The organism is Labrys neptuniae (genome assembly GCF_040797145.1).
GTDB lineage: Bacteria > Pseudomonadota > Alphaproteobacteria > Rhizobiales > Labraceae > Labrys > Labrys neptuniae.
In genome coordinates this window covers 751,937-764,929 of the sequence record NZ_JBFNQD010000001.1, presented here as the reverse complement: position 1 = coordinate 764,929, position 12,993 = coordinate 751,937, and the positions used below count along the sequence as shown (strand labels likewise).

General features: G+C 63.6%; 12 protein-coding genes and 1 pseudogene. 8 read left to right on the top strand and 5 right to left on the bottom strand.

Features of this window, described 5'->3' with window-relative positions; translation table 11 throughout:
- Nucleotides 1-179 precede the first annotated feature (179 nt).
- The 8 genes from ABXS05_RS03730 to ABXS05_RS03695 all read left to right on the top strand — a co-directional run bounded on the left by ABXS05_RS03730 (nucleotide 180) and on the right by ABXS05_RS03695 (nucleotide 8,136).
- Nucleotides 180-833 carry a FadR/GntR family transcriptional regulator gene (locus ABXS05_RS03730; RefSeq protein WP_367622970.1) on the top strand — a complete coding sequence of 218 codons (654 nt, stop codon included), beginning with the start codon at nucleotides 180-182 and terminating at the stop codon, nucleotides 831-833.
- A gap of 11 nt (nucleotides 834-844) precedes the next feature.
- Nucleotides 845-2,014, top strand: coding sequence for a PLP-dependent transferase (locus ABXS05_RS03725; RefSeq protein ID WP_367623428.1), 1,170 nt, complete (start codon nucleotides 845-847; stop codon nucleotides 2,012-2,014).
- 84 nt (nucleotides 2,015-2,098) lie between these two features.
- Nucleotides 2,099-3,364, top strand: coding sequence for an ABC transporter substrate-binding protein (locus ABXS05_RS03720; RefSeq protein WP_105864629.1), 1,266 nt, complete (start codon nucleotides 2,099-2,101; stop codon nucleotides 3,362-3,364).
- Nucleotides 3,365-3,572: 208 nt separating this feature from the next.
- Nucleotides 3,573-4,496: a carbohydrate ABC transporter permease gene (locus ABXS05_RS03715; protein WP_367622969.1), complete on the top strand. Its 924-nt coding sequence runs from the start codon at nucleotides 3,573-3,575 to the stop codon at nucleotides 4,494-4,496.
- Between the two features lie 2 nt (nucleotides 4,497-4,498).
- Entirely contained in the window at nucleotides 4,499-5,338 is an 840-nt protein-coding gene (locus tag ABXS05_RS03710) for a carbohydrate ABC transporter permease (RefSeq protein ID WP_311934934.1), read from the top strand.
- A 13-nt stretch (nucleotides 5,339-5,351) separates the two neighbouring features.
- Nucleotides 5,352-6,419 carry an ABC transporter ATP-binding protein gene (locus ABXS05_RS03705; protein WP_367622968.1) on the top strand — a complete coding sequence of 356 codons (1,068 nt, stop codon included), beginning with the start codon at nucleotides 5,352-5,354 and terminating at the stop codon, nucleotides 6,417-6,419.
- Between the two features lie 135 nt (nucleotides 6,420-6,554).
- Nucleotides 6,555-7,784 (top strand): MFS transporter, encoded by a 1,230-nt coding sequence (locus ABXS05_RS03700; protein ID WP_311934930.1) that lies wholly within the window; start codon nucleotides 6,555-6,557, stop codon nucleotides 7,782-7,784.
- A 1-nt stretch (nucleotide 7,785) separates the two neighbouring features.
- A complete protein-coding gene (locus tag ABXS05_RS03695) occupies nucleotides 7,786-8,136 on the top strand; it encodes an ArsC family reductase (RefSeq protein ID WP_367622967.1) in 351 nt (116 codons plus the stop codon).
- 178 nt (nucleotides 8,137-8,314) lie between these two features.
- On the opposite strand, the gene ABXS05_RS03690 is transcribed toward ABXS05_RS03695, so the two are convergent.
- The 5 genes and pseudogenes from ABXS05_RS03690 to ABXS05_RS03670 all read right to left on the bottom strand — a co-directional run bounded on the left by ABXS05_RS03690 (nucleotide 8,315) and on the right by ABXS05_RS03670 (nucleotide 12,980).
- Nucleotides 8,315-8,668: a DUF1428 domain-containing protein gene (locus ABXS05_RS03690; RefSeq protein ID WP_311934926.1), complete on the bottom strand. Its 354-nt coding sequence runs from the start codon at nucleotides 8,666-8,668 to the stop codon at nucleotides 8,315-8,317.
- Between the two features lie 96 nt (nucleotides 8,669-8,764).
- Nucleotides 8,765-9,256, bottom strand: a complete 492-nt coding sequence (locus ABXS05_RS03685; RefSeq protein ID WP_367622966.1) for a peptide deformylase — start codon at nucleotides 9,254-9,256, stop codon at nucleotides 8,765-8,767.
- A gap of 31 nt (nucleotides 9,257-9,287) precedes the next feature.
- The gene (gene cueR, locus ABXS05_RS03680; RefSeq protein WP_311934922.1) at nucleotides 9,288-9,722 is read right to left on the bottom strand and encodes a Cu(I)-responsive transcriptional regulator; all 435 of its coding nucleotides are present in this window, start codon (nucleotides 9,720-9,722) and stop codon (nucleotides 9,288-9,290) included.
- A gap of 84 nt (nucleotides 9,723-9,806) precedes the next feature.
- A pseudogene (locus ABXS05_RS03675) lies at nucleotides 9,807-12,080 on the bottom strand (heavy metal translocating P-type ATPase); the annotation flags it as partial.
- Between the two features lie 201 nt (nucleotides 12,081-12,281).
- Complete coding sequence (locus tag ABXS05_RS03670) at nucleotides 12,282-12,980, bottom strand: SOS response-associated peptidase (RefSeq protein ID WP_311934921.1); 699 nt, start codon at nucleotides 12,978-12,980, stop codon at nucleotides 12,282-12,284.
- Nucleotides 12,981-12,993 lie beyond the last annotated feature (13 nt).

Sequence of the window (12,993 nt, the reverse complement as noted above, 5' to 3'; positions counted from 1 at the left end):
GGAACTGAGGAGATCGACCCTCCAAAATTGGTCTGACTTCTTTCTTGACAGCGAGCCGTGTTTCGAAAAATAGTCAGATGTCAGACCAATTCTAATTCATCATCCGGAAACCATCGTTGGGCACGCCGTCGCTCCATGGACTTGCTCCGTTGCCATCCGCCGACCGGGCGGATGACGTGATGCGTGCGATCGGTACCTTCATCGCCACCTCCGGCATCAAGCCGGGCGAACGCCTGCCGACCGAGCGGCAGCTGATGCAGACCCTCGCGGTCGGCCGTTCCACGGTGCGGGAGGTCATCCGCAAGCTGCAGGCCCTGGGCGTGGTGGAATCCCGCAAGGGCAGCGGCACCTATCTCAAGCGGGCATTCTCGGCCGACGCCATCCACATGCCGCTGGTGATCGATGCCGCCTTGCTGCGTGACCGCCTGCTGCAGACACTGGAGGTGCGGCGCGGGCTCGAAACCGAGGTGAGCACGCTCGCGGCCCTCCGGGCGACGCCCGAGGATATCGCCGTCATCGAGGCCAAGCTCGACATCATGGAGGCGGTGCATCTGGAAAAGGGGACCTCCGGCCCTGAGGACCTCGCCTTCCATCTCGCCATCTATGACGCCAGCCACAATCCGCTATTCGGCCAACTTCTGGAGAGGATGCGGGAGGCTTTCGAAAGCTTCTTCGATGAGCCTTTCGACCGCCCGGATTTCGCCCGCCGTTCCTTCCGTTTCCACCGCGAGCTCTTCGACGCCATCGTCCGGCGCGATCCGCAGACGGCGCGGGAAAAGACACTCGCCATTCTCGAAATTGTCGAAGAAGACATCAAGGACATGTCCAAATGACCGACCACCGGATGACGCAGGCATCGGATGATCTCGACTATGCCAGCCTCGTCGTCGCCCATGACGATGCCCACGCCTTCGAGGCCGTGGTGCCGCCGATCGTGCAGACGTCGCTGTTCACCTTCTCGAGCTTCGAGGATATGGCTGCGACCTATCGCGGCGAACAGGTCCGCCCGGTCTATTCGCGCGTCGGCAATCCGACCACGCGCCTGTTCGAAGAGAAGATCGCCGAACTCGAACGTACCGAGGATGCCATCGGCTTTGCCAGCGGAATGGGCGCGATCTCCTCCAGCGTGCTGGCTTTCGTCGAGCCCGGCGATCGCATCGTCTGCGTACGCCATGTCTATCCCGACGCCTATCGCCTGTTCGAGACGCTGCTGAAACGCTGGAAGGTCGAGACCGTCTACGTCGATGGCCGTGACGCCGACGCGGTGGCAGCGGCACTGCCGGGCGCCAAGCTCTTCTACATGGAGAGCCCGAACAGCTGGATGATGGAAACGCAGGACATTCCCGCGCTCACGGCCTTGGCGCGCCGGCATGGCGTCATCACCATCCTCGACAACAGCTGGGCGTCGCCGGTGTTCCAGCAACCGGTGCGCCTCGGGGTCGACCTCGTGGTGCACTCGGCTTCCAAATATATCGGCGGCCATTCGGACGTGGTTGCCGGCGTCGTGGCGGGACGCAAGGAACTCGTCGCCGTCATCCGCCGCACCATCACGCCCTATCTCGGTGCGAAACTGGCGCCGTTCGAAGCCTGGCTGCTGCTCAGGGGGCTGCGCACTTTGCCGACGCGCATGAAGGCGCATGAGGCGGCGGGGCTCGCCGTGGCGCGCAAGCTCGGCGAACGACCCGAAGTGGTCGCCGTGTACCACCCGGGCCTCGGCAATAGCCTGCCGCCCGGACTCAGCGGCACTTCCGGCCTGTTCTCTTTCGAATTCGATGGCAGCATCGACATTCCCGCCTTCTGCAACGCCCTCAAGCTGTTCAAGATCGGGGTGAGCTGGGGCGGCCACGAGAGTCTGGTGGTGCCGGCTCTGGTCACGCGCGGACAGAATGCCGGCCCCAATTCGGCGCTGGATTTCGGGGTTTCGGAGCGCATCGTGCGCCTCCATGTCGGCCTGGAAGGCGTGGACGCGCTATGGGCCGATATCACGCAGGCGCTGGCCGCTGCCAAGAGATAGCCGGCGTGCGGACGCCGTCCACCGGACGAGCGTTCGGGCGCTGGTTGGGACGTAGGGTGCAAATAACAAGAGAGGGGAATCTCAATGTTCAAGAAACTGCTGCTGGCCGCGACGGCCTCGTTGGCGCTGGCCTTGCCGGCTTTAGCCGACACCACGCTCAAGCTGACGGAAGTCATCACCAGTCCTGAGCGCACCCAGACGCTCAAGGAGATCGTCAAGAAGTTCGAGGACGCCAATCCGGGCGTCAAGGTGGAGATCACCTCGCTGCCCTGGGGCCAGGCCTTCGAGAAGTTCGCCACCATGGTCTCGGCCGGCGATACGCCTGATGTGGTCGAGATGCCCGATCGCTGGCAGTCGCTCTATGCCAATAATGGCATGCTCGAAAATCTCGAGCCCTATCTCGCCAAGTGGGAGCACACCAAGGAGCTGAACGACCGCGCGCTCGAGATGGGGCGCTATGTCAACAACACCGCCTATGCACTGCCCTATGGCTTCTATCTGCGGGCGATGTTCTACAACAAGAAGCTGTTCAAGGAAGCAGGTGTCGACGGTCCGCCCAAGACGATGGACGAGTTCGTCGAGGCGGCCAAGAAGGTTTCCGCCCTTCCCGGCAAGTTCGGTTATTGCCTGCGTGGCGGGCCCGGCGGCCTCAATGGCTGGATGATGATGGGCGCTAACATGGCCGGAGACGGCACCTTCTTCAAGCCTGACGGCACCTCGACCATGGCCGATCCCGGCTGGATCAAGGGCGTCACCGTGCTGGTCGATCTCTACAAGAATGGCTATGCGCCCAAGGACAGCGTGAACTGGGGCTTCAACGAGATCGTCACCGGCTTCTATTCCGGCACCTGCGCCATGCTCGACCAGGATCCCGATGCCCTGATCGCCGTGGCCGACAAGATGAACAAGGACGATTACGACGTCGCCCCCATGCCGAAGGGGCCGGCTGGCAAGACCTTCCCGACCATCGGCTATGCCTCCTGGTCGATGTTCGCCAATTCCGAGAACAAAGAACTGGCCTGGAAGCTGATCGCCGCCCTCGACGGTCCGGAAGGCAATATCGCCTGGAACAAGAAGACGGGCGCACTGCCGATCTACAAATCCGCCGCGAACGATCCCTTCTATGCAGACCCCAAGTTCAAGGGCTGGTTCGCCGAACTCGGCGACTCCAATGTCTCGCCGCTGGTGATGCCGACCTATCTGGAGGAGTTCGCGTTCTTCGCCGACTCCATCGCGGTGAAGACGACGCAGCAGGCCCTGCTGGGCCAGCTCACCCCCGAACAGCTGGCCGGGCAATGGGCCGACTATCTGACCAAGGCCCAGCAGAAATTCCTGGCGAAGAAGAAGTAACCGTTCCCCAGGCTCCGCGCGCGTCCGCCTTCCCACCCTTTCGGGAGAAGGCGGCACGAAATGCCGGATGAGGGGAGACACGCGACCTCTTCAGGGGCGCCGCCACCCCTCATCCGCCTGCCGGCACCTTCTCCCGAAAAGGGAGAAGAGATGATCCGGCACGCCCGGCTACCTCTCCGTCCCCAGCCTGTTCTCGATCGGATAACGAATGGCTTTGGCAGAACTTTCCATCCCGACCAGGCGGCGCGGCCGAAGCGCCTGGCTGGCGTTCGAACCCTGGCTCTATGCCGCGCCTTCGGTCATCCTGATCGTGGCGATCATGCTGGTACCCCTGGCCATCGGCATGTCCTACGCCTTTCGCGATATCCAGCTCCTGAAGCCTTTCGGCGGCGGCTATGTCGGGCTCGAGCATTTCAGCACCATGTGGGGCGATGCCAATTTCTGGAATGCACTTTCCAATACCGTGCTGTGGACGGTGGTCTCGGTCGCCCTGCAGTTCATTCTCGGCCTGATCCTGGCCCTCCTGCTCAACCGGCCCTTTCCGGGACGCGGCGTGGTGCAGGCGCTGGTGTTCCTGCCCTGGGCCGTACCGAGCTTTCTCTCCGGCCTCAACTGGGCCTGGATGTTCAATCCCATCGTCGGTCCGGTGCCGCACTGGCTCTACGGCCTCGGCCTGATGGCGGCGCCCGACAACATTCTCTCCAGCCCGACCCATGCCATCTGGGGGCCGATCGTCGCCAATGTCTGGTGGGGCTTTCCGTTCTTCGCCATCACGCTGCTCGCTGCCCTGCAATCGATCCCGCAGGACATCTATGAGGCGGCCGAGATCGACGGTGCCGGGGCGCTCAAGCGCTTTACCTCGATCACGGTGCCGTTCCTGGCGCCGACGATCGCCATCACCGTGCTGCTGCGCGCGGTCTGGATCGCCAATTCCGCCGACCTCATCGTGGTGATGACTCGCGGAGGCCCGGCCGACTCGACCCAGATCATCGCCAGCTACATCTATACGCAGGCCTATATGCGCCTCGATTTCGGCTATGCCTCGGCGATCTCGATGGTGCTGCTGGTGCTGCTGCTCGCCTATGCCGCCACGCTGATCGCGTTGCGGCAGATGCTGATCCGGAGGGCCTGACCATGCGCCGTTCCACCCGTCGTTCGGCCTATTGGGTCATGCACTACGCCCTGATCGCCCTGTTCCTGGCATTTGCCCTGTTCCCGCTCTACTGGGTGTTCAAGGTCTCGGTCACGCCCAATGATCTGCTCTATAGCGAAGGCGTGAAGTTGTGGCCGTCGCGCTTCGGCTTCGATCACTATGTCTCGGTGATCAGCCATACCGATTTCCCGCTGTTCTTCCGCAACAGCGTGATCATCTCGGGTTTTACCGCGCTGTTCACCACGCTGCTGGCGGCCGGCGCCGGCTACAGCTTCTCGCGCTTCGTCTATCGTGGCAAATTCTGGCTGGTCGGGTTGATGCTGATCACCCAGATGTTCCCGCTGGTGATGATCATCGCGCCGATCTTCAAGCTGTTCCAGCCGCTCGGGCTCAACAACAGCCTGACCGGCCTGATCATCATCTATACCGCCTATAACGTGCCGTTCGCCGCCTTCCTGATGCAGTCCTTCTTCGACGGCATTCCGAAGGATCTGGAGGAGGCGGCGATGATCGACGGGGCCACACGCTTCGGGGCGCTGCGCCAGATCATCCTGCCGCTGACCATGCCGGGCATCGCCGCCACCCTCGGTTTCGTCTTCACCGCAGCCTGGAGCGAGCTGCTCTTCGCGCTGATGCTCAACACCAAGGACAGCGTCATCACCTTTCCGGTGGGGCTGCTCAACTTCGTTTCGAAGTTCGCGGTGGATTTCGGGCAGATGATGGCGGCCGGCGTGCTCGCGCTCATCCCCGTCTGCATCTTCTTCTTCCTGATCCAGCGTTACCTGGTCCAGGGCCTCACGGCCGGCGCCGTGAAGGGCTGAAAGGATTATTCCGATGGCCAATATCGAAGTGAAAGCCGTCCGCAAAAATTACGGCGCGCTGCCCATCCTCAAGGGTATCGACCTCTCCATCGCGTCGGGCGAGTTCGTGGTGCTGGTCGGCCCCTCCGGCTGCGGCAAGTCGACTTTGCTGCGCCTCATAGCCGGGCTGGAGGACACCAGCCAGGGGCAGATCCTGATCGACGGCGCCACGGTGAACGACCTGCCGCCTAGGGATCGCGACATCGCCATGGTGTTCCAGTCCTACGCGCTCTATCCGCATATGAGCGTGCGGGACAATATGAGCTATGCCCTCAAGCTGCGGAAGAAAGCCGCCGATTTCATCTCAAGCGCGGTAACCAAGGCCGGTGCCAAGCTCGGCCTGGAGGCCCTGCAGGACCGCAAGCCACGGCAATTGTCGGGCGGGCAACGCCAGCGCGTCGCCATGGGCCGCGCCATCGTGCGCAACCCCAAGGCCTTCCTGTTCGACGAGCCCCTGTCCAATCTCGATGCCCGCCTGCGCGAGCAGATGCGGTTCGAGATCCGCAAGCTGCACCGGGATCTCGGGGCGACCTCGGTCTATGTCACCCACGATCAGATCGAGGCGATGACCATGGCCGATCGCATCGTCGCCATGAACGGGGGCGTGATCCAGCAGGTCGGCGCGCCGCTCGAACTCTATGACGATCCTGCCAATATGTTCGTGGCCGGCTTCATCGGCTCGCCCGCAATGAACTTTCTCGATGCTCAGGCACAGCCGGGCGAGGGCGGTACGACACTGCGAGTCGGCGATACGGTGCTTGCCGTCCTGGCGGGCCAGCGCCTGCCCGAGAAGGTCGTGGTCGGCATTCGTCCGGAGCGCGCGACACTCTCCTCGGAAGGCAATGTGCCGGCCCGCGTCGATCTGGTCGAGCCGACGGGGTTGGGCACCGTGGCCCATCTGGAAATCGGCGGACAGGGGCTGAAGCTGTTCACCACCGAGCGTCCTGCCTTGAAGGCAGGCGAGGTCGTGAAGCTGGCGATCGCTCCCGGCGATCTGCGCCTGTTCGATCCGGCAAGCGGGGAGCGCATCAGATTGGCCTGATACGCGGGTTTTCGTCGGACAAGGGCTGGCCAAGGCGGCATCACCCATGACAAAAGAGGAGCTGAATTCCTTTCAGCTCCGCATGACGCCTTCCCCCGCCGGGGTAGCTGCATGCCTTTTCTTTTGTGAGATTGGATGTCCCGCATTGCAACGACGGGCGAGGCCACGCATGAGCCCGTGGCATCCGGCTGGATTACCCTGCTGATCGCAGCGGCCTGTGGTCTCATCGCCGCGAATATCTATTATGCTCAGCCGCTGGTCGGCCTGATCAGCGCTGAACTCGGCATGACGCCCGGCGCGGCCGGGCTGATCGTGACGATGACCCAGATCGGCTACGGCGCCGGCCTGCTGTTCCTGGTGCCGCTCGGCGATCTCATCGAAAATCGCAAGCTCATCCTCTGGGTGATGGGACTGGCTGTCATCGCTCTGGCGGGGGCCATGCTGGCCCGCAGCAGCCTGCAGTTCCTGGTCTCGGCCTTGCTGATCGGGCTCGGTTCCGTGGCCGTGCAGATTCTCGTGCCCTTTGCCGCGCATCTGGCACCGGAAGCGCGGCGGGGCAGGGTGGTCGGCAATGTGATGAGCGGGCTGATGGTCGGCATCATGCTGGCCCGCCCGGTATCGAGCCTGATCACCTATTTCAGCTCCTGGCACATGGTGTTCCTCGTCTCCATCCTTGCCATGCTGGTGTTGGGCGTGGTGCTGGCCCGCGCCCTGCCCAAGCGCCAGCCGCCGCCGGGCCCGACCTATGGCCGGCTGCTGCTCTCGATGGCGACCATGATGCGCACCATGCCGATCCTGCGCCGGCGGGCCCTCTATCAGGCCTGCATGTTCGGTGCCTTCAGCGTGTTCTGGACCTGTACCCCGTTGCTGCTGGCAAGCCCAGCCTTCGGCATGACGCAATCGGGCATTGCGCTGTTCGCCCTGGCCGGGGCGGCAGGCGCGGTGGCGGCCCCGATCGCCGGGCGTGTCGCCGACCGCGGCTGGGTCCGTCCGGCCTCGGCCTTCGCCATGACGCTCGGCGCCGTCAGCTTCCTGCTCACCCATCTTGCCGAGCCGGGATCCGGCCTGTCGCTTGGCCTTTTGGTGTTCGCCGCGATTGCGCTCGATTTCGGCGTCTCGGCCAATGTCGTGCTCGGCCAGCGTCTGCTCTACAATCTCGGGGCGGAATATCGCAGTCGCCTCAATGGTGTCTATATGGCGACCTTCTTCGCAGGCGGCGCCCTCGGCTCGGCCCTGGGCGGCTGGGTCTATGCCCATGGCGGCTGGACGGCGACGTCCTGGCTCGGTTTTGCCCTGCCGGTGCTTGCCCTGCTCTATTTCTCGACGGAAAAGAGGGCTTCAGTTAGCCCGGGAATCAGGACCTGACATGAGTGTGACGATCTACGGCATCAAGACCTGCGATACCATGAAGAAGGCGCGTACCTGGCTCGATACCCATGGCAAGGCCTATGCCTTCCACGATTATCGGGCCGAGGGCATCGATCGCGCGCATCTCGATGCCTGGGCGGACAAGGTCGGCTGGGAAGTCCTGCTGAACAAGACCAGCACGACCTTCCGTGCCTTGCCCGATGGCGACAAGCAGGGCATCGACCGGGCCAAGGCGATCGACCTCATGCTGGCCGAGCCGACCATGATCAAGCGGCCCGTCCTCGATCTCGGCAACGGCAAGCTGCTCGTCGGCTTCAAGCCCGACAACTACGCCGCAGCCCTGGCCTGAGTGCCAATGCAGTTGGCCTAGAGCATCGCGCCGAAAAGTGGACGCCGGTTTTCGGCAAAAACGATGCTGAAGGCGCTTTCGAATTTGCACGAGCTTTGTCGTTGCCGGGCTTGACCCGGCAATCCAGTCCCTTTGGCCGGCTCCCGGATAGTCGGGTCATCAGCGCGATTTCGGCGCCCTACATCTCGATCAGGCTGGTGAAACCGCCAAAGATCATGCGTTTGCCGTCGAAGGGCGCGTTCGCCATGCTGCCCTCCAGCCGGGGATCGGCCATCACCTTGGCCATGACGGCGTCACGGTCCTCGCGCGAGCGATAGGTCACCCAGGAGAAGATGACGATCTCGTCCTCCTTTGCCTGGACAGCGCGCGGAAAGGACGTCACCTCGCCATAAGGCACATCGTCGGCGACGCATTCGACATAGCTGAGTGCGCCATGTTCCATCCAGACCTGGCCGCCGAGACGGGCCATTTCCTCATAGGCCTCGAGGTTTTGCTTGGGCACGGCGACAACGAAACCGTCGACATAGGTCATTTCAGCTTCCTCCTGCTTCGATCTCCCAAGGACGTTCGACATCCTGCCGAGCCGACAGCCCTGGCGAGATTTTGTTGTCGGCAGGGAGGGCCGGCGTCAGGATCGCTTTTGAAAACGCTTGATGACCCGCTCGCGTTTCAGGCGCGACAGACGCTGGATCCAGAAGATGCCGTCGAGTTGGTCGATTTCGTGTTGCAGGCAGACGGCGAGCAGGCCATCGGCTTCTTCCGTTTCCTCCACCCCTTCGAGGGTCTGGAAGACGACGCGTACCCGGGCGGGGCGTTCGACCGTTTCGGTCACACCAGGCATGGAGACGCTGCCTTCGACATGCTCCCGCTCGTCCTGCGATGACCAAACGAGGCGCGGATTGACATAGACCCGTACCCTGTTCTCGCTGGGCAATTCGAGCACCACAAGGCGCTTGGCGATGCCCAGATGCGGGGCGGTGATGCCGATGCCAGGCGCGGCTCGCATGGTGTCGAGCAGATCCTGGGCAAGAACTGCCAGATCGGCGTCGAAAGCGGTGACCGGGGCTGCGGGAAGGCGCAAGCGCGGATCGGGAAAGCGTAGAATCGGTTGGGCAGGCATCGTGGGAGGCTAGCTCATCTCGTCGGCATCATCACGCTTGGCGACGTTTCGGCTTGGGCTTGGGGGGCGCGGCCTCCTCGCCATGGGAGAGATCCTCCAGGATCGGGCAATTGGGCCTGTTGTCGCCGTGGCAATTGTTGACGAGGTGACGCAAGGTCTTGGCCATCCCCTCGATCTCGCGCGCCTTGCGTTCGAGTTCGGTGATATGGGCCGCAGCGATGCTCTTGACGTCGGCACTCGCCCGGCTGCGATCGCTCCACAAGGCGAGCAGGGTTTCCATCTGCTCGACGGAAAAGCCGAGATCGCGACTGCGCCGGATGAAGCGTAGCGTGTGGATGTCGCTGTCGGCATAGACGCGATACCCCGCTTCGGTGCGGGCCGCGCTCGGCATCAGTCCGATGGATTCGTAGTAGCGGATCATCTTGGCCGAAACGCCGGAGGCGGCGGATGCTTCACCGATATTCATGACGGTTCTTCCTGTTCGTCCTCACTGCGAAGAGCTCATCACGATTCTCGAATCGTGATGAGCTTTCTTCGATATTACCTTGAATCAATTAGACGAATTCAAGACCTGCGCGCCCATCGTCGACATGGTTGAAGCTGTGGGCTGGTAGCCCTTGAGCCTGAGGGCGTTGGTCACCACGAAGACACTGGAGAGCGCCATGGCGCCGGCGGCCAGCATCGGCGAGAGCAAGGTGCCGTTGACGACATAGAGGGCGCCGGCGGCAATGGGGATCAGCGCAATGTTGTAGGCGAAGGCCCAGAACAGGTTCTGGCCGATATTGCGCATGGTCGCCCGCGACAGGCCGATGGCCCGGACGACGCCGTTGGGATCGCCCGCCATCAGCACCACGGCCGCGCTCTCTATGGCGACGTCCGTACCCGTGCCGATGGCGATACCGACATCGGCAGTGGCGAGGGCGGGCGCATCGTTGATGCCGTCGCCGACAAAGGCGATCTTGCCAACTCTTGCCGCAAGCCGCTGCACGATCTGGGCCTTGCCGTCGGGCAGGATTTCGGCCTCGACGGTCTCGATCCCGAGCCTTGCCGCAATCGCTTGCGCCGTCCGGCGGGTATCACCCGTCACCATGGCGACCTCGAGGCCGAGCGCCTTGAGGGCTGCGACGGCGGCCTTGGCGGTGGGCTTGATTGGATCGGCGACGGCGATGACGGCGGCGATCCTGCCGTCGACGGCAGCGAAAAGCGGGGTCTTGGCCTGTTCGCCGAGGACCTCCGCGCGGGCGGTGAGCGTTCCGGCATCGATGCCCTGCTCCACCATCCAGCGGGTCGAGCCGATCGCGACCTTCCGGCCATCGACGACGGCAGAAGCGCCGCGCCCCGGGATCGCCTCGAAAGCGGCGGCCGGGGGGATGTCGAGGCTGCGCTCGCGGGCGGCCTTGACGATGGCGGTAGCCAGCGGATGCTCCGAACGCGCCTCCACCGAGGCCAGCAAAGCGAGAACCTCATTTTCCGAAAAGCCGGGGGCGGTCTCGATGTCGGTGACCGCTGGCTCACCCTGGGTGAGGGTGCCTGTCTTGTCGAAGGCGACGATCTCGACGTCGCGCAGGCTCTGCAGGGCATCGCCACGCCGGAACAGCACGCCGAGTTCGGCCGCGCGGCCCGTCGCCACCATGATCGAGGTGGGGGTAGCCAGGCCCATGGCACAGGGGCAGGCGATGATCAGCACGGCAACCGCATTGACGAGAGCGAAGGTAAGGGCGGGGCTCGGGCCGAACAGCAGCCAGGCGATGAAGGTCAACGTCGCGATGGCGATGACGGCGGGCACGAACCAGGCCGTGACCTTGTCGACCAGCGCCTGAATCGGCAGCTTGGCGCCTTGGGCTGCCTCGACCATGCGGATGATCTGGGCGAGGAGGGTCTGCGAGCCCACCTTGGTCGCCCGAAAAGAGAAGCTGCCTGTTTTGTTGATGGTCCCGCCGATGACCTCGGCACCGACACCCTTGGTAACCGGTATCGCCTCGCCGGAGATCATCGACTCGTCCACGAAGGAGGAGCCTTCGACGATCTCACCGTCGACGGCGATCTTTTCGCCGGGGCGAACCCGGATGATGTCCCCCGGCCGGAGCTCGGCGATCGGTACTTCGGTCTCCGAGCCATCGCGCAGCCGCAGGGCCGTCTTGGCCTGCAGGCCAGCCAGTTTGCGGATCGCCTCGCTGGTCTCTCCCTTGGCGCGTGCCTCGAGATAGCGGCCGAGCAGGATCAGCGTGACGATCACGCCGGCGGCCTCAAAATAGACATAGGCCGTTCCCTCCGGCAGGGCCGCGGGCAGGAAGGTCGCAACCACCGAGAACAGCCAGGCGGCGCCGGCGCCGAGGGAGACCAGCGCGTTCATGTCCGGAGCCCCGCGCAGCAGGGCGGGAATGCCCTTGACGAAGAAGCGCAGTCCCGGGCCGAACAGGACGAGGCTGATCAGCACGAATTGCGCATACCAGTTCCAGCGGCCCAGATTCATCTGAATGCTGTGGTGGAGAGCCGGTATCAGGTGGCCGCCCATCTCGACCAGAAAGACCGGTATGGTCAGCAGGGCGGCAAGCGCGAGATCCCGGCGGAGCGTGGCGATCTCGGCCTTGCGGGCCGTGCGCTCGGGATCTTCCGCATGGTCTTCCTCGATGACATGGGCGCCATAACCCGCCTTGGCGATGGCGGCCAGCACGGGCGGCAAATTGACCGGCCCTTCGAAGGCGACCTGGGCCCGCTCGGTGGCGAGATTGACGGCGGCCTGCACGACGCCGGGCGTCGCGGCAATGGCCTTCTCCACGCGGCGAACGCAGGACGCGCAGGTCATGCCCTCGATGGCGATGTCGAAAGTTGCGGGGCTCAAAGTTGGAGAACTCAAAGTTGGAGACATGGGGCAATCCCTTTCCAGGTCATTGCCTAGATAGGTAAACCTTCCAGTCATTGGAAGGTCAAGGGGGCTTTGGAGCGCGGACTTCCAGTCCGCTCTTCTCTTTCTGTCAGCGTGATATTTCAAAGAGCGGACTGGAAGTCCGCGCTCCCAGCCTCCTCACACCGCCGCCGCAACATCTTCCGTATTGTTCGCCGGGCTGTTCACGCGCGAGGAAATCGGCCAGATCTCCATCAGCTCCGGCGGAAAGGGCACCATCAGGTCGAAGGGATCGGGCTCGATATTGTCGAGCCAGCGCCGATGGTTCTCCGGGGCCAGGATCACCGGCATGCGGTCATGGATCGTCGCCATCAGCGCATTGGCCTGGCAGGTGACGACGGCGAAGCTGCGCGTGATCTCGCCAGACGCCTTGTCGATCCAGCTTTCCCAGACGCCGGCGACGGCGAAGGGACGGCGATCCTTCATGGCGATGGCGTAAGGCTGCTTGGCTCCCTTTACCGGCTTGCCGTCCGGCTCGAGGATCTTCATCCATTCGAAGAAGAGGTCGATCGGGACGAGACAGCGCCGTGCTCTATAGGAATCGCGGAAGGAAGGCTTGGTCTGGATGCCCTCGCAACGGGCATTGATCGGCTTTGGCCAGTCGCTGGGGTCCTTTACCCAGTTGGGTATGAGGCCCCATTGCAGGAGATCGTGGACATAGGCGGCAGACCGGGGCTTGCGCCGGATCACCCAGAAATATTGCGCTGGTGCGCCATTGAAATGGGATTCCCAGGCACGAGCGACCTCTTCCGGCGTAGCCCCTGGTTCCGTCTGAAGGCCCGGCAGGTCCGGGCTGCGCTGCATGATCCGTCCACACATGAGCGGACCATGG

Bases quoted from the DNA above. Each gene is read 5' to 3' on its own strand.
- ABXS05_RS03730 (WP_367622970.1), top strand. From the start codon at position 180: ATGCGTGCGATCGGTACCTTCATCGCCACCTCCGGCATCAAGCCGGGC.
- ABXS05_RS03725 (WP_367623428.1), top strand. From the start codon at position 845: ATGACGCAGGCATCGGATGATCTCGACTATGCCAGCCTCGTCGTCGCC.
- ABXS05_RS03720 (WP_105864629.1), top strand. From the start codon at position 2,099: ATGTTCAAGAAACTGCTGCTGGCCGCGACGGCCTCGTTGGCGCTGGCC.
- ABXS05_RS03715 (WP_367622969.1), top strand. From the start codon at position 3,573: ATGGCTTTGGCAGAACTTTCCATCCCGACCAGGCGGCGCGGCCGAAGC.
- ABXS05_RS03710 (WP_311934934.1), top strand. From the start codon at position 4,499: ATGCGCCGTTCCACCCGTCGTTCGGCCTATTGGGTCATGCACTACGCC.
- ABXS05_RS03705 (WP_367622968.1), top strand. From the start codon at position 5,352: ATGGCCAATATCGAAGTGAAAGCCGTCCGCAAAAATTACGGCGCGCTG.
- ABXS05_RS03700 (WP_311934930.1), top strand. From the start codon at position 6,555: ATGTCCCGCATTGCAACGACGGGCGAGGCCACGCATGAGCCCGTGGCA.
- ABXS05_RS03695 (WP_367622967.1), top strand. From the start codon at position 7,786: ATGAGTGTGACGATCTACGGCATCAAGACCTGCGATACCATGAAGAAG.
- ABXS05_RS03690 (WP_311934926.1), bottom strand. From the start codon at position 8,668: ATGACCTATGTCGACGGTTTCGTTGTCGCCGTGCCCAAGCAAAACCTC.
- ABXS05_RS03685 (WP_367622966.1), bottom strand. From the start codon at position 9,256: ATGCCTGCCCAACCGATTCTACGCTTTCCCGATCCGCGCTTGCGCCTT.
- cueR (WP_311934922.1), bottom strand. From the start codon at position 9,722: ATGAATATCGGTGAAGCATCCGCCGCCTCCGGCGTTTCGGCCAAGATG.
- ABXS05_RS03670 (WP_311934921.1), bottom strand. From the start codon at position 12,980: ATGTGTGGACGGATCATGCAGCGCAGCCCGGACCTGCCGGGCCTTCAG.